The sequence below is a fragment of the Nostoc sp. NMS2 genome (assembly GCF_017115105.1).
Lineage (GTDB): Bacteria > Cyanobacteriota > Cyanobacteriia > Cyanobacteriales > Nostocaceae > Nostoc.
In genome coordinates, this window is record NZ_JABXKH010000178.1 from 101,863 (window position 1) to 125,525 (window position 23,663).

Below are 23,663 nucleotides of genomic sequence, written 5' to 3' on the forward strand. Positions count from 1 at the left end.
TTTGAGCTTGCTCGCTCTTTTTTCAGAAACACCTATGAATTATCTTTCATCAAGCTATCTAGACTTAGACTCCACACACCATACTCCGCAATGTCAATACCGTTACTCAGCAGTGACGAGTTCAGTGCTGCCGCGTGTCCGTCGCCGTGTGAGGCTGTTGTACAACATTACGCCGATCGCTTTAATCAAATTGCCTTCCAATTCCTGGAACAGCTTCATGTTCGTCCCAAAGGCGGCGTTTGCTTCATCAACAATGCGATCGGTTGTCGCATCGTCAAGGGGTAATTCATCCAAAATTTGGCGATATTTCGCTTTAAATCCCTTCTCATCAGTAATTTCTGGAAACTCATAAAAAGCTGTTCCTTGCCCATCAGACAAATTCATCGCCGTTACAGCAATATTTTTGAGAATTTGTCCCCCAGATAAATCGCCCAAGTAACGAGTATATGAATGAGCGATTAACAGTTCTGGTTCTGTGGCAGAGATTTCTCGGATGCGCTTTACATAAGCTTCACCTGCGGGAGATAGTTTGATTTGCTCTTTCCAGTTAGCACCAAAGTAATAACTTAGGTCTTGCTCTAAGGTATACTTGCGGTTTAGCTGGGGAAAGTTGATTTTAGAAAGAATTGGGTGCTGGCGGTGCTTTTCCATTTCTTCTTCCATCGCTGAGTAGACGAAGTAGAAGTTAGCAACTAGTTTCCGGTAAGAGTTTTTTTCTACTACTCCTTTTAAAAAGCACTTGACAAAACCTACATTTTCTGCCATCGTGTGGGCTTTCTTAGTGCCTACACGTAATTTGGTTGCTAAATTGCTGCTCATGCTAAATTTCTCAACTTTAAAAAGTTAACTGCCGGAGTTTTAATTCACTAACGGCTAAAAAAGCCATTAAAACGTTACCTTAAAACTATTTGATGAGAATTTATATTAAAATTTTTTAAGCTGCGATGATTTTGTAGTTTTTTACACAATAGCAAAACTATAAGAATATAACTTTACATACTGGTGTTTTGATTTTCTGTTGTTAAACCACGTTTATCTTGAAACCTGTAGTTCAACTCTAATGAATAAGGATTTGCCCTTATCCCCCAACCTATCCCCCATATCTGGGATTCGGGGAGCTAGAATTTCAAAGTCCCTCTCCCAGATATGGGAGAGGGATTTAGGGTGAGGGCGAAAACTACGGTTCTCAACTTAGATGAGGTTTATAAGCTAACTTTCGCTTTCATTCTTGGTTGTCCTAAAAAATATTCATGATGAAATCTAGGTAATATTTCTTACATTCTATTTTTTGTTAATATAGCGGTTCTCGAATGGAAGCAATACAGTTTGACCTCACTTCCATTCCTCTCTCCTCTTAGGAGCTACGGTGTATACACAAGTCTTTGAGAGTTGCCCCATAAGCTTTTGATCCCCCCAACCCCCCGATAAATTGGGGGGCAAAAAGCTCTCAAAGTCCCCCTTTTTAAGGGGAGCCACTGCGGGAACAGGGGTCTCCCCCGCCGCAGGATGCGCGAAGCGCTGTAGTGGAGCATCTGGCGTGGTTTCCCCCATGAGCAGGTGGCATGGATTTAGGGGGATCTACTACGATTTTGGTTTTATACAAAGATGTGTGTACACCGTAGCCTAAAAGGAGAGAGGCTTTGAATCTTACTCCCCAACGCTACAAGGGTTGGGGCTGTTCTTGTTAGGTCTGTATTTCACTCAACTGAGAACCGCTATAGCATTGCAAAATGTGAACTAAATACAGTTGAAGAAGAATTCAGAATTCAGAAGTCAGAATTCAGGAAAGGTCTTCTGACCGGAGGCGGAGCGTCTCCGGCTCCGCTCCTGTTAGCGGATAGCAAGGGTTTAGCCCGTCCTGAATTCTGTTCGATAAAAATCAAGACTCAAGTTAAGGGCATAAAAGGAATAATTAGCTAAAATGTGGAAACTTTACTAAGAATGTAAAAACTAATACTGGCTTCATGAAATATTTACAATTAGAAAGTCAGTGATTCAGTATAATTACGTAAAAATGGCTTAATTTAGAATGAATTTCTAAAGAGAAAAAGCATGTCAAAATTGCTGAATAAAGTCTTAAGTGCTATTTTTCAGTGTGATTGTGTGGAGTGTTTAAATATATGGTTTCATCTATAACTCGGATACCAGGCATTCCTGGGGATTCTGCTTCGGAAGTTGAAGGATTGGGCAAAGGGATTGAAAGCAGTTTTGGGCTAAATTTAATCTCACTACCAGCAAATCCTTTATTTGGTACAGATGGGATTCGCGGACGAGTGGGAGAATTGCTGAGTGCGCCCTTAGCATTACAAGTTGGTTTTTGGACGGGGATTGTTTTACGTAACCATGCTACTCAAATAGGCCCAGTCATTCTCGGACAGGACTCTAGAAACTCCAGCGATATGCTAGCAATGGCTTTGAGTGCAGGGTTAACAGCAGCAGGATTAGAGGTTTGGTATTTGGGATTATGTCCCACTCCTTGCGTTGCCTATCTCACCAGTATCAGTGATGCCATCGGCGGAGTAATGATTTCTGCCAGCCACAATCCCCCAGAGGACAATGGAATTAAGATTTTTGGTGCAAATGGTGGAAAGTTACCGCAAATATTGCAGGCAGAAATAGAAGCGGGACTGCGTGGGAAAATATCACCGATCGCTAAAGTCAGTAATTGCGGACGGCATTACTCACGTTTTGAGTTAGTGGGGCATTATAGCGAGGCGTTGAAAAAACCCTTAAACAGTGCCCTCAATCTTCAGGGAATGAAAATTGTTTTAGACTTGGCATGGGGTGCAGCAGTCGGGTTAGCACCGTCAGTATTTACAGAAATGGGGGCAGAGGTGATCTGCTTGCATAACGAAGCAGATGGCGATCGCATTAATGTTAACTGCGGTTCCACTCATTTAGATATTCTTGCCGCCACAGTCCAAGAACACAACGCCGACATCGGCTTTGCCTTCGATGGCGATGCCGATCGCGTCTTAGCAGTAGACAATACTGGCAGGCAAGTTAACGGCGATTACATTCTCTACCTGTGGGGACGGCATTTACAACAAAACCAACAACTACCAGACAACCTGATTGTATCTACAGTCATGGCCAACTTAGGCTTTGAAAAAGCTTGGCAACAAATTGGTGGTAAATTAATTCGTACCGCAGTTGGCGATCAATACGTGCAAGCCGAAATGCAGCGAACTGGGGGAATGTTAGGTGGCGAACAATCAGGCCATATCCTTTGCCGTCATTATGCCGTCACTGGAGATGGCTTGTTAACAGCCTTGCATATAGCAGCTTTGGTGAAAGAAGCGGGTGTATCCCTAGCAGAATTAGTAGATCAAAGCTTCCAGACATATCCGCAAATATTGCGAAACGTGCGAGTTACAAATCGCGATCGCCGTTTGGGATGGCAAGATTGCGAACCGGTGCAACAAGCGATCGCCCTTGCTGAAGCAGCAATGGGTGATTCTGGTAGAATCTTAGTTCGCGCCTCTGGTACAGAACCAGTAATCAGAGTCATGGTAGAAGCCGCCAATGCCGAACTTACCAACTACTGGACAAATGAATTAGTTTTAAAAGTCCAGCAACATCTGATGGACTAAGTTAGCTATTATCTCAGCTTTTAACAAACGCCAATTTTCTGTCACAGCTTCTACAAATTAACCATTGGTTATCTGTAGAAGCTGTGACATTTGTATTTGTATTGTTATATAATGTCTGCCTAATTACTTGTCAAAAAGCTCACCACGTCATGACATCAGTCTGAACGTGTTATTATTTACCTCAAGATTCTTAGCTATAGGACTCATATTTGATTTTTGAACAAACTCAGCAATACTCAAAAATGCTTCTTTGCCTATTGCCTCTTACAGCACTTTTCATGTATTTGAACCACATTGGTTGTAGGGGCAATTCATGAATTGCCCCTACCTGCATGGTCTATTTACCTGAAAATAGCTGTAAGTCAATTAACTTCAAAACTCAAAGCAGATTCCTATACTTGATCCAATGATAATGTCATGCTTGTTTTTGTTATCCCACTTAAAAGTGCAAAAGTTTCCAATTCCTGGGAACGTGTTACACAATTATTTGAAAGATGCATTAAATCAGTTTGCAATCAAACCTCACCTAACTTTCATGTTATTGTTGTTTGTCACGAAAAGCCAAAAATAGAATTTACCCATTCTCATATCACATACGTTACAGTTAATTTTTCTCCTCCCAACGAGACTAACCCTGTAGCTAAAGGAGATACAGATAAAGGGCGCAAAATATTAAAAGGATTAATTTATGCTCAACAATTTTCTCCTACTCACACTATGGCAATTGATGCTGATGATTGTGTTAGCAAAAAATTGGCCCAATTTATTCAACAACATCCTGATTCTGATGGATGGGTTATTAACAAAGGTTATAAATATCAAGAAGGCAGTAAATATGTATATATTAAAAGAAGGAATTTTTATAAAATGTGCGGCAGTTGTAACATTATTCGTTATGATTTGAACTATTTGCCCGAAAGTGCAGAGTATAATCGGGGCTACGGATACTATCGATATTATATAGATCACGGCAAAGTTAGGGATATTTTAGAGAATAAAGGAAAAGATATTAAATCATTACCATTCCCAGGAGCAGTTTATATCCTGGATACAGGAGAAAACCTTTTTGAGAATTCAAAAAGATTAAGATTTAGCATTTTTAATCGCAAATTATTAAATCAATCAGTTAAAGACGAATTCGGATTGTACAACTTACAGCAATCCCAAAAGATTTGTCAAGTATAATGTATTACCACGATTGCTGATAGGCGACAGCCCTACTATGCCGAAAATAAAGTCAAAATCCAAGACATCTAAAAAGCAGGCTTCTAAGGAAACTTCTACTCTTAGCCTCAAAGAACAGTTAGCCCAAAAACGCAAAGCAGCCCTAGCACGTAAAGAACTCACTAGTTTACTCACCACCGCCACTTTTGGCGGTATCTTCATTGGCATTGTGCTTTTTTTCGTAGGTGGAATTAAAGCAGCAGTCCCCGGTGTTTTAGGGATAATCATCATCTCCCTTTCTTACAAATACCCGCGCCAAGCGCTATATGCCTTTATCATTTACGTACCTGTTGGGGGTACTATCACCTACTACTTGGGCAGTAGTCCCATACTCCAATTAGCTAAAGATGCCTTTTATGTTCCAGCGCTAATTGGACTTTGGCAAACTTGTCGAAAGCAGGGATTACCTTTAATCATTCCCCAAGGCATTAAAATTCCACTTTATATTGTCTTGGGTTGCAGTGTACTAACACTATTATTTGTCAATGGTGGACAGCAGTTTAACCCGCCTAGTGTAGGACTATTAGAAAAAGTAGAGAAAGAAATACCTTTAGGTATGGGAATTTTAGGGCTGAAAGTATTTTTAGGCTATGTCCCCCTGATTGGTTGTGCTTACTATCTAATTCGGGATAAGCGGGATTTTCTCTTTTTATCGCGCCTCCAGATTGTTCTCATACTGTTTTGTTGTGTATTGGGATGTATTCAATACCTCTTACTACTAACTGGTATATGTCACGGCACTAGAGGTCTTGAAGGAAATGCCCTATTTGTCACATCACTAGAAGCCCGGTGTTATTTTGGTGGAGCGCTCTTATATAGTCCCGAAGAAGGAGTAATTCGTCTGCCAGGAACATTTGTAGCCCCTTGGCAATGGGCGTGGTTCTTAATTTCCAGCACCTTTTTTACCTTTGCCACCGGCTTCACCGACCCGTCTATAATTTGGCGGCTCGTCGGTTTAGGTTCTTTAGTGACAGTCTTTATCAATGCTGTAATTTCTGGACAAAGAATCGCCTTAGCCTTAGTACCAATTTGCTTCGGGATTTTGCTATTGCTGACTGGTCAAATTGGCAACCTTAAACGATTTATCCCCATAGGTATAGGACTGGCTATAGTTTTAGGAATTGTGATGGTAACTAACCCTACCGTCGTCCAAGAGAGAACCGAGAGCTTTACCAGTCGCTGGGACGCTTCACCACCTCAAGATTTTATCGTCCAGCAATTTGAAGAGAATTGGAAAAACGTAGATGGGCCTTTAGGAAGTGGCTTAGGTCGAGCAACTAACTCTGCTCGTGCAATGGGTAAAACTAAGCTGGTGGAAACCTACTACCCCAAATTACTTTATGAAGTTGGAATTCTTGGAGTACTAGCTTTTTTGGGTTTGGTAACAACTTTAACAATTATTGCCTTTAAAACCTATCGTTCCATAAAGAACCGTAATTTCCGCAGTTACGGAGCAGCTTTATGGGTGTTTATATTGTTTATTAGCTACAACACCTACTACTATCCTCTAGATGTTGACCCGGTTGCTGTCTATTATTGGTTTTTTGCGGGAGTTCTTTTTAAACTACCAGAACTAGAGAAACAAGATATAGAAGATGCCAACCCTGAGCAAAAAAACAAGAGAAAACGTCTAAAAACAATTTAAATGAAATAAAAATGGCAAAAGTTATTATATGTGGTCAAAAACACCTTAGCATTCCAAACCTACCTCGAAATTCTCGGCATACACTCATCCACCCCAAGTCTTTCCCCACAGGCAGATATCCTATAGAAAAAATTTGGTATCCTTTAGCCAGTTTTATGGCTTGGCAACCTGTATGGCAAAGATACCAAGCAATTCATTCTTTCAACAGAATTTTATACACAAATAAACCTTGGTTTCTCACCTTTGAGGATCATCGTATTTTATATAGAAATCCTCACAATCAAGTTGAAGCGGCAATTTATGAGTTATTAAATAATCGATTAGCACTAGACAATTGTCAAAAAATTATTGCAATTTCTGATTATGCCAAGTTGAGATTAATCAAGCGAATAGAAGGTTGGAAAATAGAAGAAAAAGTAAGTAAGAAAGTGGATGTTATTCATCCAAACTTCCCAATAAAAGTTAAGCAATCGAAACTTTATCAAGAACAACAAAATCTCCAGCTTGTATTTATCGGAAATCACATTGCCCGTAAAGGTGGAGTTGTTGCTTTAAGACTAGCCAAAAAAGCTGAAAAACTAGGTTTGCCTATTACTGTACATATAATATCGGGACTGGAACATGGTTCGGGAGTTCCAACTGATTTCCCTGACCGCAGTAGATATGTAGAAGATTTAAAGTTACTAAAGTTAAATAACGTTGTTTTCCATAGAAATATTCCTAATGACAAAGTTATTGAGCTATTATCGCAAAGCCATTTTCAATTAATGGCGACATTACATGATACTTATGGCTATAGTATCATCGAAGGTTTTTCTGTTGCAACTCCTGCAATTACGACAAATGTATGCGCCTTACCAGAGTTTGTTCGTAATGGTGAAAATGGCTATATTTTAGAGTTACCAATTAATGAAATTAGGCACTGGAGCAATTGGCTACATGGAGATAAAACTAAAACTGATGAATATTGGGAAATTGTCGATAGTACTTATGACTATTTAGCAGAACAAGCATTGCAACAAATCATGCAATTTCTTGATAGAAGTGATAAGCGAGAACATTACGAATTTTTAAGTGCAGGAGCATTAGCTCAGGCGCAACTTGTACATAACTCCGAAAAGCAAAATGAGTTATTTGATAATCTCTATGCAGCAGTGTGAATCTTGAGTTTTCAGATGTGCAGAAAAATCAATAAAGACCTAACTCCCCTAGTGCGTGTTTTCAAAGTCTTAGATCCCCCTAAATCCCCCTTAAAAAGGGGGACTTTAAGAGACTCTTTGCCCCCCTTTTTTAGGGGGGTTGAGGGGATCTAAAAAGTTAGGAGGCTAAACGAGCAGTTTGAAAACACGCCCTAGCCCCTTCCCTAGTAGGGAAGGGGGAAAATTCAAGGCAATAATAGCTTAGTGAAGTTAATGAAAATTAATTTGTATAAGGCTATTATCAAAGTAGAAAAATTACTTAATAAAAATCATGAATAATTGGCCATTAATTACTGTCGTTATCCCGACTTATGGTAGAGAGGAAGCGCTACGAGATAGTATTGTAGATGTCCTGAAACAGGATTATCCAAATTTTGAAGTTTTAGTTGTAGACCAAACCCCAACGCACCAACCAGAAATTCAAGCCTACCTAGAAGAGATGGCAGGGGTGGGTAAAATTAAATGGTTGCGATTAAATTGGGCAAGTTTGCCAGGGGCGCGAAATTATGCTGTGCGGCGGGCTTCTGGTGAAATAATATTATTTATTGATGATGATGTTCAGCTAACCCCAGAATTGTTATCAGCCCATGCGAAAAATTATTTGCAAAACCCAGAAGTGGGGGCTGTCGCCGGACGGGTGTTTGACAGAATGAAATTAGGTGATTCTGGAGGAGATTTAGAGATTGAATATCTGCCTCCCGAAGCTATGGACCCAGGAATTGCTTGGTATCATATTGATTTAGTACATACCATCAAACCTCAGCAAGTGCTGACAACGAGAGGTTGTAATATGTCATTTCGCCGCGAAATCTTTACTAAGTACGGGCTGAGGTTTGATGAGAGGTTTCGCGGTAGTGCGGTGCGCGAAGAGTCAGATTTTTGTTTACGGGTACGAAAGACGGGATATAAGATTTGGTACGATCCAGAAGCTCATTTGGTGCATTTAGGCGAAGAAACAGGGGGTTGTCATGATATTAGTATGCGATCGCTAAAATATCAACTCACTTTCTACCACAACCATTTCCTACTAGGGCTGAAAAACCTGACTGTGACTCAAGCTTTACGCCTATACGGCCGTTTATTTGACTGTCACGTTCTGGGACGACCACCTTGCCATAAAAGCGGTTCCCCCATCAAAATTGCCACTCGCGCTATTTTCTACACTTTGGGTTTTTTCAAAGCCTTGGGTAGTGTCATCCAATCACTATGGAACGATGGTCAAATTTACAGTCGATTGGATGAACAAGTCTAGGCATTAGTCATTTGTCATTGGTCACTTGTACTGAGCGACTTGTGCCGAGCGAAGTCGAGGTAAGTCGAAGTATTGGTCATTAGTGAATAACAAAGGATAAATGAAAAATGAAAATCTTAGTTGCTAGCCACACTTATATCGTAGACCTCAACTGTGAGAAATTACGCGCTTTATCTCAACTAGAATCGGGAGTTGAAGTGACAGTTGTAGTCCCAAAACGTTGGAAACCAGGCGGTGTACAAAACAGAATTATTGAAACTGAATACCGTGATGAAGGTAAATTTAGAATAGTTCCTGTTTCTAACTTTAGTCAAAATCATCAGGGACTCCTTACCTTTGGCGCTGATTTGATATCTTTGTTAAAAGAATTTCGTCCCCAAATCATCCAAGTTGAACAAGGGTCTAGGGGACTAGCTTATACTCAGATGATTGTCTTAAATCAGCTATTAGGAATCAAGGCAAAAAATGTATTTTTTACCTGGTGGAATTTACCATATAATCTGAAATTACCAGTTGCTTTGTTAGAAAAATATAACCTCAATCACAGCCACGGCATTATTTCTGGCAATCAAGATGGGGCAGAAGTTTTGCGACAACGAGGATATAAAGGGGCAATTAAAGTCATGCCACAACTGGGTGTAGATGAAAGTTTATTTACTCCCAAAGCTCAACCAGAGTTAGCAGCTAAGTTTGGCATTAACAAAGAAGACTTTGTGGTAGGTTTCGTTGGGCGATTTGTGCAAGAAAAGGGTTTATTAACGCTTTTACAAGCCTTAATTACATTGAAAGATAAACCTTGGAAATTACTGCTATTGGGACGAGGAGAGTTACAAAGCGAATTAATCAAAATCGCGGCAGAAAATGATATTCAAGAACGGTTAATTTTAATAGAAAGTGTTCCTCATGACGAGGTTGCAAATTATATCAATTTAATGAGTACTTTAGTATTGCCTTCAGAAACAACTTATAAGTTCAAAACCTTAACTTCTGCTGGCTGGAAAGAGCAATTTGGTCATGTGCTAATTGAAGCGATGGCTTGCCAAGTACCTGTGATTGGTTCCGATTCTGGTGAAATTCCCTATGTAATTGGTGATGCTGGTTTAGTATTTCCTGAAGGTGATGTTCAAGCTCTTGCTAATTGCTTAGTTCAATTAATGGATAAACCAGATTTTGCTCACACTCTGGGTGAAATGGGTTATCAAAAAGCAATGATTAAATATACAAATAAAGCTTTGGCTAAACAGCAATTAGAATTTTATCAAGAATTGGTTAATAGTCATTGATAGGATGTTTTAAAAGTCTAATTTATTACTAGCCCTGGCGACTAGAAGTCGCGGCTACACAGACAAAACCCACCTCCGTGGGTTAAAATCCCTTGATTAATGACAAAAAATGAAAATATTACAAATTGTCCCCTCAATTTCTCTAATTTACGGCGGGCCTAGTCAAATGGTACTAGGGTTAGCTCCGGCATTGGTAAAAGAGGGAGTAGAAGTTACAATTCTGACAACTGATAGTAATGGCGATAATGGTCAAACACCTTTGGATGTTCCTTTAAATCGCCCAATTAAACAAGATGGTTATGAAATAATTTACTTTCGTTGTGCGCCGTTTCGTCGCTACAAGTTTTCTCTAGATTTACTAAACTGGCTAAAACTTCATGCTCACGAGTTTGATATAGCACATATTCATGCTCTATTCTCCCCAATAATTAGTGCTGCTGCTATTGTGTGTCGTCAGCAAAAGCTACCTTATATTTTCCGTCCTTTGGGTACTCTCGATCCGGCTGATTTACAGAAGAAAAAACAATTAAAACAGCTTTATGTTGCAATTATAGAACGTCAAAATTTAGCTGGTGCGGCAGCTATTCATTTTACCAGCGCTCAAGAAGCTAAAATATCAGAACGATTTGGAGTATCTACACCAGATTTGGTGATTCCATTGGGTGTGATTCCCCGTCAATCTTCTATTAAAAATGTATGTAGTCAGTTAGAAATACCAAAGGATGTACCGTTGGTACTATTTATGTCACGAATTGACCCAAAAAAGGGGTTAAATTTGTTGATTCCGGCGCTAGAGAAACTGTTAACGGTTGGTTACAAGTTTCATTTTGTCTTAGCTGGGACAAATCCTCAAGATCCAGATTACGAACAAAAGATAATATCCCAAATTCAAAATTCACCACTGCGATCGCACACTACAATTACTGGCTTTGTGACTGGTGAACTCAAAGTTAGTTTACTACAAGCTGCTGATTTATTTGTCTTACCTTCATACTACGAAAATTTTGGGATTGCTGTAGCTGAAGCGATGGTTGCAGGTGTACCTGTAGTCATTTCTGACCAAGTACATATTTGTCAACAAATACGTGATAGTCAGTCGGGTTGGGTAGGCGCAACAGATGTGCAAGCACTGGTAGAGTTACTACAAGAAGCTTTGCAAAATCCCGCAGAACGCCAGCGACGGGGATTAAACGCCCAAAAATATGCATTGGAGAATTTTAGCTGGGATGCGATCGCAAAGCAAACAATCCAAGCGTACCAAAAAATTCTGGCGAAGGAATGAATTTAACCCAACGCAGACAACAGCAGTTTTTGCCAAATAGGTGCTAGAACTGCTTTGACAACGATATCCGCAATCACAAAACCAATCCCAATTAACATATAAGTTTTCGGAAAGGAAGACTTCGGAACTTCGCCTCTGATGCGAGTTATTAAATTTAATCCTAAAGCAGCTAAAGCTACCCCAGTGGCGATAAATCCGATGATTCGCAGAAGTGACCAAGGATACCATCCTAAAATAGCTGCTAACCAAGGTTTAGCACTAACTTTTACCAGTTCTGCAACATAAAAATTCATGTAGTTCAGCATCCAAGTGCCGAATATCAATGCCGCACTACTTAAGGTGACAACGCAGAGAATACAAAAAATTCCGTATTGCAATAAATGGTCTGGTAAAAATAAACGGATTGTTCCTTCCATACCTTCTCCCGTGCGAATCCAGTGGAACATCTCTGTAGTGTATGACTGTCCACGGAGAATGACTTTTGCTGCTGTTTGTGGTGCGATTGTTGTTGCTACAATTACAGCAATACTCTGCAAAACTCCCCACAGTAACATCCACCAAAAAGCACTTTTATATTGTTGACGACGTATTTGTAAAAAGAAAATGGGATAGGGAACAGTAGTACCTAAAATCGGCATTAACCAAGGAACTCCAAAAACAAAACTTGCAGTTGTGCTGAGGATAACACCAATAACCAAAAAGATTACTATCATCATTAATTCAAAATTCAAAAATAATAAACATATTTGTAGTCTTTATTCTCATTACTTGCTTTGTGACAATTAAATTTGTCATAGCTTATAAATTTCTCATAATATTGCATCTATGCGAAGAAAATTTATCGTAATTTTGCAATAATATGGAAATATGGCACCTCAATAAGCCTATACGTGCATTAGCTTGTAGTCAGCTATTGCCCTGATGCTTGCAATCCTCTATGTAAAGAAAAACCTGTAGGGAAAAAATAATAACTTCAAGCATATATTTGTACTTTAGTCAATAGTTCTTACCTCCTTTTTATCCCTTATCTGAGAGTGTTGACAACTTAAAATTTTGTTTCAAACCGCTAAACTCCGATTGGGAAATCGGGGTTTTATGTCATGATGGCATACTAGAATATATATGCCTTTCTAACTACAGGGAATCTCACATGGCTCTCCGTCTAGGTGACACAGTACCCAACTTTACGCAAGCCTCAACACACGGCGACATCGATTTTTACCAATGGGCAGGTGACAGCTGGGTTGTGCTGTTCTCTCACCCTGCTGATTTTACACCTGTTTGTACAACAGAACTTGGCACAGTTGCCAAGCTAAAACCAGAATTTGACAAGCGCAATGTCAAAGCGATCGCACTCAGCGTTGATGATGTAGAATCTCACAAAGGCTGGGTGGGAGACATTGAAGAAACACAAAGCACCACCCTTAACTACCCAATTTTGGCGGATGCGGATCGGAAGGTTGCTGACCTTTACGACATGATCCACCCCAATGCTAATGCAGCTGTGACAGTGCGATCGGTTTTCGTGATTGACCCCAATAAGAAACTCCGTCTCTCTTTCACCTATCCCCCCAGCACGGGACGCAACTTTGATGAACTTTTGCGAGTGATTGATTCTCTGCAATTGACTGATAACTACAGCGTGGCGACACCAGCTGACTGGAAAGATGGAGAGGATGTTGTAATTGTCCCCTCACTCAAAGATCCAGAAGTACTTAAACAGAAATTCCCCAAAGGTTACGAGGAAATCAAACCCTATCTGCGGCTAACTCCTCAGCCTAACAAGTAAATCTGAAAATGATTTCGGATAAAAAAACAAAGACGCAAAGTTATATCTTTGCGTCTTTGTTTATTTGGGTGAGAATATAGTCAGTGGGCTAGCATCCGAACCTGGAGGAAATCCCTATGTTCTCATCCCCTTTGGTTTTGCAAATTCCGTCATCAATGCAAATGACAGACGAACAATTTTTTGAATTCTGTCAGGTAAATCGTGATTTACGTATTGAACGAAATAAATTTGGAGAATTGGTAATTATGCCTCCTACTGGTTCAGAGACAGGAAACCGAGAAGGTAATATATTTGGGCCGTTGTGGGTTTGGTCGGAACAAGATGGTACAGGTATAACTTTTAGCTCTAGTACCGGATTTAAGTTATCAACAGGTGCAGAACGCTCTCCAGATGCCTCCTGGATTAAATTAGAACGGTGGAATACTCTATCTCCAGAACAACAGCGAAAGTTTGCTCCCATTTGTCCAGATTTTGTAGTCGAACTCAAATCTCCTAGTGACAACCTCCAGACTTTGAAGGAAAAAATGGAGGAATATATGAATGAGCCAGGAATACAGTTAGGCTGGTTAATTGACCGTAAGCAGCGTAAAGTTTATATTTATCGTCCTGGATTGCCAGAGGAATGTTTGGATAATCCTACTAACGTTAGCGGCGAGTCGGTATTACCTGGGTTCATTTTGAATATGAGTAAAGTTTGGTAAGATAAGTTTTATTTAAATTTAGGCTGGCGACGATACAGCAATTTAAATTGGTAAATTGGCGTGACATCTAAGGGTAATTGAATGGTAAAAGTGCTGCCTTTGCCTAATTGACTTTGCACGTTTAAATCACCTTGGTGTGACTGAATAATTGCCTGAGCGATCGCTAATCCTAATCCAGAACCGCCAGTTTTACGAGAGCGATCGCTATTTACTCGGTAAAAGCGATCAAAAATCCGAGTCAGTTCCTGATGTGGAATACCAATACCTGTATCTTGAACCTGAATCACAGCATAATTTTCACTACGATCTAAGACAACAGTCACTTTTCCAGATTGTGGCGTGTATTGAATTGCATTGATAATTAAATTAGAAACCAGACGATAAAGCTGGTCAGAATCGCCTACGATATTTAGAGGTTGCTCGACTCTGATTGCAGATGTCAGTGTCACTTGAGCAGAAAATGCGATCGCTGCAAATTCCTCTATTAAGTCGTTGACAATATCATTCAAGCAACATTCATGTCGTAATGGGATATGTTGCCGATCTAGGCGAGTTAAAAGGAGCAAATCTACAACTAAAGTAGTGAGTCGATGATTCTGACGCTGTATAGTTCGTAGAATGTCCCGTGCTTCGATTTCATCTAATTTCGGCATTAACAAAGCTGATTCCACCGTTGCTTGTGTTGCAGCTAAAGGTGTTCGCAACTCATGGGCTACATCTGCGGTAAACTGTTGAATTTGTCTATAAGATTGATAAATAGGTTGCATTGCTAATCCTGCTAACCACCAACTAGCAACACTAACTACAACCATCGTTGTAGGCAATCCCACGGCTAAAATTAATTTTACAGCATCCAGATAACTATTGAAATCCTCAAGACTTCGTCCAACTTGGATGTATCCCCAATCACGATTATCTTGAGTGTGCAGTCCAAAAGAAATTTGGTGGTATGGCTTGCCTTTGCTGTCTTTTATCGTTTGCCAAAGTTTTTTGTTAAAGACTAGAGAAAGTTTTTCTGGATGAGAACCTGCGATCGCAATCAAGCGTCCAGAATTATCAAAAAAACGTACATAGTAGTAGCCTTGATGGATGGCACTGAGAATATGCTTTTTAGAACTTGAATGCTGTTGAATACAGCTTTCTCCAAGTACACAAATATTTGGTAAAAGCTGTTGTACAACTGGTTCAACACGTCCAGGTTGCTTTAGTTTCAGTTCGATACTGTCGTGTATCGTTCCGGCAACAGATTCCAATTCTCGGTCTAATGTTACCCAATGGGCATGGGATACGGCTTTGTAGACACCGAATCCGCATAGGCTTAAAATCACAGCCATGACGAGTGCATACCACAGAGCTAAACGAATGCGGGTTAAGTTAAAGAGTTTATTTTGATTCATCGGTGAGATTGAGACGATATCCCACACCATGCATAGTTTCAATCGGGTTTCCGCAGCCACTATTAGCTAATCTGCGGCGCAGCAAACGTATTTGAGCCGCCACCACATTACTAACGGGTTCTGCGTTCACCTCCCAAAGCTGATTGCGAATCTGTTCAGTTGTGACAATTTGGTGCGGATGCTTCATAAAATACTCTAGTAGCTGGAATTCTTTATGAGTTAAAGGAATTACCTGTTTATCCCCTTGATGGTTGTGACTAACAACCATACTGTTGCTGTAATCGAGAGTCAGGTTGCCAACAGTTAACTCCTTGGATTGAAATTGGGGCGATCGCCTCTGCAAAGCACGCAACCGCGCCAACAATTCCGCCATACCAAAGGGCTTCACCAGATAATCATCAGCACCGGCATCCAATCCAGCAACTTTATCTTCCATTCGATCTTTAGCTGTCAGCATCAAAACTGGTAGAGAATTACGCCGTGTTCGTAGCCGACTACACAGTTCTAACCCAGACAATCCTGGCAACATCCAATCGATAATAGCTAGGGTGTACTGCGTCCACTGGTTTTCTAGATAATCCCATGCCTCCTCACCATCTAAAACCCAGTCAACTACATACTTTTCCAGATTCAAGGTGCGCTTAATTGCCGAACCCAAATCTGGCTCATCTTCGACTAGTAGGACTCTCATATAATTTACCTCCTAGATTGATATCCTGAGAAGCATCTTTACCTCCTCAAGGTTTAAAAATCTATCAAAAGTAGATCCGAAACTGGGCTACACCTACGGGAATTTCTGCATCACTACCAACAAATTTAGCAGAAACTCGGTAGAGCCAAGCATTTGAAGTTCCCCTTCGGTTTACCCTATTCATATCAATATTGAGTATATTCGCAGGGGCGACAACTTGGGGGAAAGCGATCGCAATCTTGTTACCGTTAACAGTGGTATTTGCCTGAATTTTTCGACCAGATTGATCGGAAATACTGAAATCATTTTTTACAGTTAAACCTGGTGGAACATCGATATTTATCTGGGTAATAGCACTGCTATTTTGAGGAATTTCCAATTTGAAACTATGCCGAACAGTTCCCCATTTAGTCTGAGGAAATTGCACTGTGCTAAGAATATGAGGAAAACTCTTATTAGCTGGTGTCTGACTTGCATGGACAGCAGAAAGTGAAGCTGTAAGTGTCAAACTAACCGCAGTTATAAAAATGAATTTTTTCAGCATTTTAAATCTCTAATAAATCAATCTTGTTAATCTAGTCTCAGACTCATTATTTTAAATAAATCTGCTATTAACTAGCTTGACAGAGACAGATGAAATCAAGATGAAATTTGGGTATGTCCTAATACGGTTTAGTTCAGGTTGAAATTCTTTGTTAAAGTGATTTTCTTTTAACGAACTGCGTACCCCTACCTGACAATTCAGGTCATGTGGAAAATACTACGAAAAACCTAACCCCCCAACCCCCTTCCCGATGCGGGAAGGGGGAAAATTCAAAGTCTCTCTCCTTCTAGGAGAGAGATTTAGAGAGAGGTTTTCCAGATACTGTGAAAAGTCAGGTATCCTTACAGGGAAGCAAGCTACGTGCAGCGTCTCCTAGAGAAGGACGCAAAGAGAAGAAAGCAAATGCTTACAGATTTACTTATTAAAATTAAAACGACCATCTACTTTTTTGCCATCAATATCTACAAGCATCTTCACTTGATATTGACCTGAAGATTTTTCTGGGAGCAAAACAGTATAGTGTTTACCTTCTTTGTCATAAGCAAGGTTTAAAGTTTTCTGCTTTCCATCAGGTGTCTGAACTTGAGCCTTCACTTTAGCATTAGATATTGTTTCGTGATTGTCGCCTTTTAGCAAATAGAAATCCATGTGAGTTCCATTAGCTTCTTTCTCAGGTACAAATTCTAAATGATAGGCTCCTGTCTCCACAACTTGACCTCCTTTAGATTCACCATGCTGTTGAGATATTTGAGCAGCAGGCGAAGCTGATGAATTAGCACTTGAAGTAGAATTCGCAGGACTTTTTTCGGTATTAGCTGCTTGATCACTGTTACTACAAGCTCCCAAAAAAAGCAGCCCTGCACTTCCTATAACAATCAAGCTGGATTTTAGTGAAATCATTGATTTACTCCGCATTCAAACAATCAATAACTGAGATGTAAAAAATAGAAAAGCCCATTCATTATACTGGGTAATTGGCTACATCAATATTTTGTAATAATATAGTATTGTTAGGAACTAAAAACTTCCTAAACTGAGAATACAAAGCTGGAATAACTAACAGTGTTAATGCTGTAGAGGTAAATAAGCCACCCAATACTACTATCGAAAGGGGTTGCAAAATTTCTTTACCGGGGCCACTGCCAACTACTAATGGTGCTAACCCTAAAGCAGAGGTAAAAGCTGTCATTAAAATGGCGTTTAGCCGTTCCATTGAACCTTTAATAAGTACTTCTTTAAGAGGCATCCCTTCCGCAAATTTGGTATTGTAGTTATCTACTAGTAGCAAACCATTACGAGTGGCAACTCCAAATAGAGTGATAAAGCCAACTAAGGAAGCAATAGAAATCACACCATCTGTCAAAGCTACTGAAAATATTCCTCCCACTAATGCTAAAGGTAAGTTAATCATAATCATGATGGTAGAAGGAATAGATTTGACTGAAAGATACATAATTACTGTGATGACGACAAAGGCGATCGCACTGGAAATTAAGATATTTTGAGTGGCTCGTTCTTGCGCCTCAAATTGCCCTGCATATTGAATATAGTAACCAGAGGGAGGATGCACTTGTTGGTTGACCTTATCCCGAATTTCGTTGACAATAGAGCGCAAATCTCTACCGCTAGCATTAGCAGAAACAACAATCAAGCGGGAAACATTTTCCCGGTTAATTGTATTTGGGCCTGTGCCATTATGAATTATGGCAACTTGTGATAAAGGAATTTTTTGACCGTCAGAAGTATCAACTAATAAATTGCCAATGGTATCTAAACTTTGACGTGCATCTGGTTTTAACCACACAACTAAGTCAAAAGTTTGTTGTTTATCCAATATTTGGGAAACTACTTTTCCATTGAGAGCAGTTTCAACAATTTTAGAAAGTTTTCCTGCTGTTAAACCATATCTAGAAGCAGCTTCACGGTTGAACTTAATTTGTATTTGTTCGACTGGTACTTGAGGCTCAAGTTGTAAATCAACAATTCCATTAACGGTTTTCATTACTTCATTTACTTGGCTGCCAATGATGCGGAGTTCTTCTAATTCTGAACCGAAAATTTTGACTGCGATCGCACTTCTCACTCCAGACAAAACCTCGTCCATTTGGTGAGAGATAAAACCACCAATATTTGGCGCTACTCCTGGTAATTTAACAAATTCTTCCCGCAGCTTTTTAATAGTTTTCTCCCTATCTTCCATCGCTGCTTTGCTCAACTCAATATCCAAATGTCCGAAATTTACCCCTGCTGCATCTGCATCACCAGGCGCACGCCCAGAACGCAACTGCACGTAAGGAAATCTAGAGTCTCCCTTCAGCGCATCTTGAATTGCTTCTCCAGCTGCATTGGTAGCTTCCAAAGATACACCAGGATAAAGAGTGAGAGTATTCACTAAAGTTTGCTCTTGAAATTCTGGTAAAAACACTCTTCCAAAAGAAGGAGCAATCACAGCAGCTGCTACTAAACTGGCAGCAGCTAGGGTTAAAATAATTCCAGAACGCCGCAGAGACAATGCTAATAGGGGATGATAAAGCTTCTTAAAAAATCTTGCAATCCAAGGCTCTTTTTCTGGCAAGTTACCGTAAGGTAATAAGATTGCACATAATGCCGGAGTTACTGTCAAAGCTGTGATACTAGAACCGATAACTGCCGCTATATAGCCTAATCCCATTGGGATAAAAATACTACCTTCTACACCAGCTAATGCAAAAACTGGGGAGAAGACAACTAGGGTGATTATAGTGCCTCCAAAAAGTGAATCACGCACTTCTTGGCAACCGTAAAACACCACATCTAAAACTGGACGCGGGTTGGGAGAGTATTTATTTTCTCTGAGGTTACGATAGACATTTTCGGCATCAACAATGGCATCATCAACGGCTGAACCAATTGATACTGCTAATCCTCCCAAAGTCATGGTGTTTAAACCTTGTCCTAGCCAATTTAGTAATAGTAATCCTATTAGTAAAGATAAGGGAAGAGTAGTTAGGCAAACAGCTAGATTCCGCCAATTCATCAAAAATGGAATCAAGATAATTGCAACAATAATACTGCCCTCAATCAAAGCTTCTCTAACATTGTCAATGGAAGAATCAATATAGTTTTCTTGTCGGAAGGTAGGGGTGATATTAATATCTTCGGGTAAGCCAGATTTTACTTCTGACATCGCCGCTTCTATGGCACGGGTAACAGTAGGAGTATCGGCTTGAGGCTGTTTATTAATCATTACAATAATTGCCTTTTGACCGTTAAAGCTGCCATCACCTCGTTTGATAGCTGCACCAATTTGGACATCAGCTACATCAGATATTTTTATAGGTGTACCGTTGCGGGCAATAATTACTGACTGCTGTAATTCTTCGATAGATTCAATCCGTCCAATACCTCGAATTAATTTTTCGCGATCTGGAGTAATTAAATAACCACCCGGTGCATTAACATTGGCAGCAGATGCAGCTTCCTGCACATCTTCTAAAGTGACATTAAAGGCTTGTAATTTGTCCGGGTCAATTAATACTTGATATTGGCGAATATCGCCGCCATAGGCTACAACCTGACTAACACCTGGAACAGCCAAAAGACGATTTGTTACTTGCCAATCGACAATGCGCCGCACTTCCCTCAAAGGAGTATTTTTAGAAGTAAAGGCGTATTCCAGTACAGTCCCGATGGGGGAACTGGTGGGAGAAATTTGTGGCGTTTCCACTCCTTCAGGAAGCTTATTAGAACTCTGTTGCAATCGCTCTGTTACCAATTGGCGAGCTTGATAAATATCGCTTCCCCAGTTAAAAATTACTTTGACAACGGAGACTCCCGACGCACTAGAAGAACGTACTGCGGTGATTCCTGGAGTACCGTTAATTGCGCTCTCAATTGGTAAAGTTACTAAAGATTCAACTTCTTCTGGTGCTAGTCCTGGTGCTTCAGTTTGAATTTCAACTTGGGGTGGTGCAAAGGTAGGGAAAACATCTAACGGCATTTGGATGATTGTCCGAAATATCCAAAGCGTTAGGACAATTGTACCCAGAATGATTAACCAACGGCGGGCGATCGCCCATTTAATAATCGCACTCAGCATTATTTGTAATTCGTAATTCGTAATTCGTAATTCGTAATTAAGATGGTGTAAGGGTTTTAGACATTTCAAATGGGTGGTTTATTTACGTTGTGCTGTGCTAGTTGAAGTTGATTGGTGCGACGACTAGACCAAAAAGCACCTGCGATAAAAGCGATCGCGGCTAATGCTGCTCCTAATCCCAGTAACCACAGTGGTGCTGGCTCTCTTGTAGCCTGTATAGGGGTTTCTGTGTGTTCGTCTACTTTTGGCTTAGTATCACCACGTAAAGACTGAGCATAAAGTTGAGGCGATCGCACTGTCACGATCAAATCCTCCTCAAATAAGCCAGTTTTGACCTCAACCATATCCCCAGAGGTGTAACCTAAAGTAACTTCTACAGGCTGATAGGCGTTGCCATTTTGTACATAAACCTGTTGTTTGCCATTAGCTTCAACTACAGCCGCGCTCTTAATTGCTAATATGGCTGATGATGTTTGGTTTGTAACAACTTCTAATTCTGCAAACATTCCTGGTTTTAGCACTCCACCAGAATTTTCCAGTTCAGCTTGCACTGGTACAACTCGCGTTTCTCCTTCCACCACAGAACCAATGCGGGTAATTCGTCCGACGAAGGTACGGTTAGGTATAGAAGCAACTTTCACCCTTACTTGTTGACCACTTCTTACTTGATTCAAATCTTTTTCATAAATATTCGCGGTGGCAAAAACGCGACTGTCATTGATAATTGTCATCAACTTCCCACCCGCATCCTCAAATGATTGACCAAGGGTAACTTCCCTGTCGGCAACTTTGCCGGAAATTGGAGATATTATAGTAACAAGTCCTTGAGCATTGGCGCGGGTTCCCAATTGAGAAAGCCGAGTTTGATAAATACTATTACTTAGTTGGATACGAGATTTTGCTACCTGAACGGCTGAATCAGCGCGTTTTAGCTGATTTTCTGCCTCAATAACGTCCCGACGACTAGCGGCTTTCGCAAGATCGGTTTTGGCTTGAGCTAACTGAGTTTCGGATTCAAGAGCGTTACGACGTGGTAAAGCGCCAGCCTCAGCTAATTGTCGATCCTTGTTAAACTTTTCTTGAGCATAAGCCACTTGGCTTTGTGCTTGAATTATTTCAGCTGCGGCTATTTGTTGATAGCGATCGCGGTTTTGTTGAGCTAGTCTTAAATCAGCCTGCGCTTGCTGTAAATCAGCCTGACCTTGAGCAAGTTTTTCCTGAGAATTAACCCGCATTTCCACCAGTTCAGGGCTGGATAAAACGGCAACTGGTTGACCTTTTTTCACCATGACACCAGGTTCCACCAATAACTCAACCACTTTTGCTTTAGAAATTGGCGTATTTACTTCCGCTTTTTGGCTGGGTAGAGTTTCAATCTGTCCGGTAGTTTTAATCCCAACAGATAACTGCTGGCGTTTGACAGGTTCAACTTTAATTCCTAGCCGTTTGGCTGTTTGGGCATCAACTTGAATAGAATTAGTAGCACCCGTTGTTTCACTTCCTCCTTGAAACTCATTTCCGTGTCCGGCGTGAGCCAAAACAACTGCGGGACTAGCAAGTAACAAAACACTGAAAAGTGTCCCAGAAACACAGCGAATAACTGTAAGTGGTTGGGAATAGGAGTTAGACATCGCTATCAAAAGTCTTTGGATACAGAGGCAGAGAAAATACAGTGATTCCGTCTCACTACCCAGTCTTTCATTAAGAAATGAAATTAGGATGAAATTATGCTGCGTAGGCGTAGCCCGCACTTCGGCATGGTTCGACTCCGCTCACCAGCCGCTCAGTGAGCATCGTAGACATCGCTTTTAAAATAACCAAACACCTATCCCGAATTACGAATTACGTAAAGCCTGCGGCATGGCTTCGCTTAGAGCGTAGCGCTAGCAAGTCCGCGTACCCCTGGAAGCAAGCTACGCTTTTAGCGTCTCGTAGAGAGCGTCATTACGAATTACGAACTTGTACTGAGCGTAGCCGAAGTATTACGAATTACGAATTACTTGTTGTACCAAGCTTTTCGCCACTGCTGCATTTGTTTAATCTCTATATCTTGGGCTTTAACAATTTCTTGGGCTAATTTCTTGATTTCAGGGCGTTTAGACTTACTTAAGGCATCTTGCCCCATTTTTACAGCCCCTTCGTGGTGAGGAATCATCGCATTGATAAAGCGCAAATCAAACTCAGCATCAGCCGCACCTAAATCCTGACTCATCATCATGCCTTTCATTTGGTCAGATGACATTTCCATCGTATGACCCATTTGGCTGTTGTAAGCCATTGGTTTATCTCCCGCCTTGGGATACCAAGCTTGTCGCCACTGCTTCATCTGAGTGATTTCTTGGTTTTGCGATTTGATGATATTGTCTGCTAGTTTTTTGATTTCAGGACGTTTTGATTTCACCTGTGCAACATTCGCCATTTCCACAGCGCCTTGATGGTGCGGTATCATCGCGTCGATAAATCGTAAATCAAAATTAGTATCGGCTGGGCCTAAATCCATTCCCATGCTGTGATTCATCATGCCACCACCGTGATTCATCATCTGCTTATCGTTAGCATTGGTGGTAGTTGCCTTTGGCGCTTGGCTTTGGATCTGGGAAGCAGTACTAGTACAGCCTGTCATTAACCCACTGGCTGAAGCGATCGCACTAAAGGTTAACACCAAAAAGCCATTTCTTAAAGATAGCAGTTGCATAAGTCTCACCTCATAGTTTCCTAATTTTATATTTACTCCTTAGCTTGGCAGCCAGAAATGAAATTAGGATGAAATCTCAAGATGAGAAGTTGGGTATCTAGTGGTTCATATCATTAATTTTGATAGGTGAGGGTGAGCAGATCCCCGACTTACTTAAGAGAACGAACCGCGAAGACGCGAAGTACACGAAGGAAGAAGGAAAGAAGATAAATTGAAGAACTTATCTACTCGTCAAAATTAATGATATGCAGCTATAACAAACACAATCCGTGAGAGTGAAATATGGAAAA

18 protein-coding genes are annotated in these 23,663 nt (G+C 40.5%); 9 read left to right on the forward strand and 9 right to left on the reverse strand.

Annotation, left to right across the window (positions count from 1 at the left end):
- Positions 1-102: 102 nt before the first annotated feature.
- Entirely contained in the window at positions 103-819 is a 717-nt protein-coding gene (locus HWQ36_RS33455) for a heme oxygenase (biliverdin-producing) (protein ID WP_292711217.1), read from the reverse strand.
- Positions 820-2,120: 1,301 nt separating this feature from the next.
- On the opposite strand from HWQ36_RS33455, the gene glmM reads away from it, so the two are divergent.
- The 7 genes from glmM to hpsP all read left to right on the forward strand — a co-directional run bounded on the left by glmM (position 2,121) and on the right by hpsP (position 11,478).
- Complete coding sequence (glmM, locus tag HWQ36_RS33460; protein ID WP_292711220.1) at positions 2,121-3,593, forward strand: phosphoglucosamine mutase; 1,473 nt, start codon at positions 2,121-2,123, stop codon at positions 3,591-3,593.
- 417 nt (positions 3,594-4,010) lie between these two features.
- Positions 4,011-4,778 carry a glycosyltransferase family A protein gene (locus HWQ36_RS33465; RefSeq protein ID WP_292711223.1) on the forward strand — a complete coding sequence of 256 codons (768 nt, stop codon included), beginning with the start codon at positions 4,011-4,013 and terminating at the stop codon, positions 4,776-4,778.
- Positions 4,779-4,815: 37 nt separating this feature from the next.
- Complete coding sequence (hpsL, locus tag HWQ36_RS33470) at positions 4,816-6,462, forward strand: hormogonium polysaccharide biosynthesis protein HpsL (protein ID WP_292711226.1); 1,647 nt, start codon at positions 4,816-4,818, stop codon at positions 6,460-6,462.
- An 11-nt stretch (positions 6,463-6,473) separates the two neighbouring features.
- Positions 6,474-7,622, forward strand: a complete 1,149-nt coding sequence (locus HWQ36_RS33475; protein ID WP_292711229.1) for a glycosyltransferase family 4 protein — start codon at positions 6,474-6,476, stop codon at positions 7,620-7,622.
- A 310-nt stretch (positions 7,623-7,932) separates the two neighbouring features.
- Positions 7,933-8,913 carry a hormogonium polysaccharide biosynthesis glycosyltransferase HpsN gene (gene hpsN, locus HWQ36_RS33480; protein ID WP_292711232.1) on the forward strand — a complete coding sequence of 327 codons (981 nt, stop codon included), beginning with the start codon at positions 7,933-7,935 and terminating at the stop codon, positions 8,911-8,913.
- A 107-nt stretch (positions 8,914-9,020) separates the two neighbouring features.
- Positions 9,021-10,196 (forward strand): hormogonium polysaccharide biosynthesis glycosyltransferase HpsO, encoded by a 1,176-nt coding sequence (hpsO, locus tag HWQ36_RS33485; RefSeq protein WP_292711235.1) that lies wholly within the window; start codon positions 9,021-9,023, stop codon positions 10,194-10,196.
- Positions 10,197-10,305: 109 nt separating this feature from the next.
- On the forward strand, positions 10,306-11,478 hold the full coding sequence (hpsP, locus tag HWQ36_RS33490) for a hormogonium polysaccharide biosynthesis glycosyltransferase HpsP (RefSeq protein WP_292711237.1): 1,173 nt from the start codon (positions 10,306-10,308) through the stop codon (positions 11,476-11,478).
- A 2-nt stretch (positions 11,479-11,480) separates the two neighbouring features.
- Here the strand turns inward: hpsP and HWQ36_RS33495 are convergent, their stop codons facing one another.
- A complete protein-coding gene (locus HWQ36_RS33495) occupies positions 11,481-12,194 on the reverse strand; it encodes a hypothetical protein (RefSeq protein ID WP_292711240.1) in 714 nt (237 codons plus the stop codon).
- Positions 12,195-12,628: 434 nt separating this feature from the next.
- On the opposite strand from HWQ36_RS33495, the gene HWQ36_RS33500 reads away from it, so the two are divergent.
- Both HWQ36_RS33500 and HWQ36_RS33505 read left to right on the forward strand, forming a co-directional pair.
- Positions 12,629-13,267: a peroxiredoxin gene (locus HWQ36_RS33500; RefSeq protein ID WP_292711243.1), complete on the forward strand. Its 639-nt coding sequence runs from the start codon at positions 12,629-12,631 to the stop codon at positions 13,265-13,267.
- 116 nt (positions 13,268-13,383) lie between these two features.
- Positions 13,384-13,968 (forward strand): Uma2 family endonuclease, encoded by a 585-nt coding sequence (locus HWQ36_RS33505; protein ID WP_292711246.1) that lies wholly within the window; start codon positions 13,384-13,386, stop codon positions 13,966-13,968.
- Positions 13,969-13,976: 8 nt separating this feature from the next.
- On the opposite strand, the gene rppB is transcribed toward HWQ36_RS33505, so the two are convergent.
- From rppB to HWQ36_RS33540, 7 genes are all read right to left on the reverse strand, one after another.
- Positions 13,977-15,365 carry a two-component system sensor histidine kinase RppB gene (gene rppB, locus HWQ36_RS33510; RefSeq protein ID WP_292711249.1) on the reverse strand — a complete coding sequence of 463 codons (1,389 nt, stop codon included), beginning with the start codon at positions 15,363-15,365 and terminating at the stop codon, positions 13,977-13,979.
- Positions 15,352-16,056, reverse strand: a complete 705-nt coding sequence (gene rppA, locus HWQ36_RS33515; RefSeq protein ID WP_292711252.1) for a two-component system response regulator RppA — start codon at positions 16,054-16,056, stop codon at positions 15,352-15,354. The genes rppB and rppA overlap by 14 nt, the downstream gene beginning before the upstream one ends.
- A gap of 64 nt (positions 16,057-16,120) precedes the next feature.
- Entirely contained in the window at positions 16,121-16,600 is a 480-nt protein-coding gene (locus tag HWQ36_RS33520; RefSeq protein WP_292711254.1) for a hypothetical protein, read from the reverse strand.
- A gap of 414 nt (positions 16,601-17,014) precedes the next feature.
- Entirely contained in the window at positions 17,015-17,500 is a 486-nt protein-coding gene (locus tag HWQ36_RS33525) for a hypothetical protein (RefSeq protein ID WP_292711257.1), read from the reverse strand.
- Positions 17,501-17,561: 61 nt separating this feature from the next.
- The gene (locus HWQ36_RS33530) at positions 17,562-20,678 is read right to left on the reverse strand and encodes an efflux RND transporter permease subunit (RefSeq protein ID WP_292711260.1); all 3,117 of its coding nucleotides are present in this window, start codon (positions 20,676-20,678) and stop codon (positions 17,562-17,564) included.
- A gap of 65 nt (positions 20,679-20,743) precedes the next feature.
- Positions 20,744-22,309 carry an efflux RND transporter periplasmic adaptor subunit gene (locus tag HWQ36_RS33535; RefSeq protein WP_292711263.1) on the reverse strand — a complete coding sequence of 522 codons (1,566 nt, stop codon included), beginning with the start codon at positions 22,307-22,309 and terminating at the stop codon, positions 20,744-20,746.
- Positions 22,310-22,674: 365 nt separating this feature from the next.
- A complete protein-coding gene (locus tag HWQ36_RS33540) occupies positions 22,675-23,373 on the reverse strand; it encodes a DUF305 domain-containing protein (protein ID WP_292711266.1) in 699 nt (232 codons plus the stop codon).
- Positions 23,374-23,663: the final 290 nt, after the last annotated feature.